Origin of the sequence: Stenotrophomonas sp. HMWF003 (assembly GCF_003061285.1) — a bacterium.
GTDB classification, from domain to species: Bacteria; Pseudomonadota; Gammaproteobacteria; order Xanthomonadales; family Xanthomonadaceae; genus Stenotrophomonas; species Stenotrophomonas maltophilia_AP.
Genome location: NZ_QAIW01000450.1, coordinates 596 through 2,225 on the forward strand (window position 1 = coordinate 596; position 1,630 = coordinate 2,225).

At 66.6% G+C, this 1,630-nt stretch carries 1 protein-coding gene; it reads right to left on the reverse strand.

Annotation, left to right across the window (positions count from 1 at the left end; all coding sequences use genetic code 11):
- Nucleotides 1-82: 82 nt before the first annotated feature.
- Nucleotides 83-1,180, reverse strand: coding sequence for a Glu/Leu/Phe/Val dehydrogenase dimerization domain-containing protein (locus DBR34_RS19965; RefSeq protein ID WP_128098072.1), 1,098 nt, complete (start codon nt 1,178-1,180; stop codon nt 83-85).
- Nucleotides 1,181-1,630 lie beyond the last annotated feature (450 nt).

The following is a 1,630-nucleotide window of genomic DNA, read 5'->3' on the forward strand; positions in this document are numbered from 1 at the left end:
CCGGTCGGCGACAAACGTAATGGTCTGAAACGAAGAAGGGCGCGATGCAATCGCGCCCTTCTTCGTTCTGCGGCGGAGCGGCTCAGTTCCCGCGCAGCGTGCCCAGTCGCGGCGTGGCGCGGCCCAGCGGCATCTTCAGCTTGCCGATGGAATGGATGCGCGTTTCGGCGATCTGGTCGGCCGCCCGCTGGGGCGCGATGCCCTCGCTCTGGGACAGGGCGAAGATCCGGCCGAGGTTGTGGTAGATGCTGCGGATCAGGCGCATCGCACGTTCGCGGTTGTAGCCGTCGATTTCCAGCGAGACGTTCATCACCCCGCCCGCGTTGACCGCGTAGTCCGGCGCGTACAGGATGCCGCGTGCATGCAGTTCATCGCCGACCTCCAGGCTGGACAGCTGGTTGTTGGCGGTACCGCAGACGATCCTGCACTTCAGGCGGGGCAGGGTCTGCGGGTTGATCGCCCCTTCCAGTGCGCACGGGGCGAACACATCGGCGTTGACGTCGTAGATGTCGTCCGGCTTCACCGCCTCGGCACCGTACTCGGTGACCGCACGCTCGACCCGCGCGCTGTCCAGGTCGGTGACGAACAGCTTGGCGCCGCGGTCGCGCAGCAGCTTGACCAGCTCCATGCCGATATGGCCCAAGCCCTGGACCGCGATGCTGGTCTTGCCCACTTCTTCGTGGCCGAGCTTGTGCTGCATCGAGGCCATCAGCGCCTGCAGCGCGCCGTAAGCGGTGAACGGGGCCGGGTCGCCGGAGCCGCCATGGACCTGATGCACGCCGGTGACGTACTCACTCTCCAGGTAGATGTTCTCCATGTCGTTGACATCGGTGCCCACGTCCTCGGCGGTAATGTAGCGACCGCCCAGCGAATCCACGTAACGGCCGAACGCGCGGAACAGCACCTCGCTCTTGTCCTGGCGCGGGTCGCCGATGATCACCGCCTTGCCGCCACCGACGTTCAGCCCGGCCAGGGCGTTCTTGTAGGTCATGGTGCGGCTCAGGCGCAGCGCGTCGGCCAGCGCATCATCGGTGCTGGCGTACGGGCGCATGCGCACGCCACCCAGGGCCGGGCCCAGGGTGGTGTTGTGGATGGCGATGATCGCCCTCAGGCCGGCATCGCGGTTGTGGCAGAACACCACTTGTTCGTGACCGGAAGTTTCGAGGGTTTCAAATAACATGGTGGCTCCGATGGGGCGAACGGCTGGGAACAGCGGCGAACGCACCAGCAAAAGGTGGGTTGTAAAACAAAAAAAGCGACATCGTCGGATCGGGGGACGGGTCGCGCGGCGCCATTCTAGTGCATTCCGCCGGAGGGTGTTGTCAGGGCTTGCCGCGACCCACGGCCGGGATCGGCCCGGGGGTGTGACGGTACCGGCCATTAAAGTTGCTGAAGATGGCGCCGATGCCGTGGCAACGGTGCGCAGTACCAGCAATGCCAGGACGGACGACGTGGGTGCAGTGACAACACAGTGGCGCCGCGCAAGGCGGCCACGCTGATGGACATGAACGTGATCGTGGTGGCAGGACTGGCGGGAGCGGTCGCGCTCGGGCTGGCGGTAACGCGGCGCCGCCGCGTGCGCGTTGCCGCGCCGGCGGCGGCCGTGCGCCCGCGTGCGCCTTTGGTGGTC

What these genes read in the sequence shown, in the direction of transcription:
- DBR34_RS19965 (WP_128098072.1), bottom strand. Translation starts at nt 1,180, where the DNA reads ATGTTATTTGAAACCCTCGAAACTTCCGGTCACGAACAAGTGGTGTTC.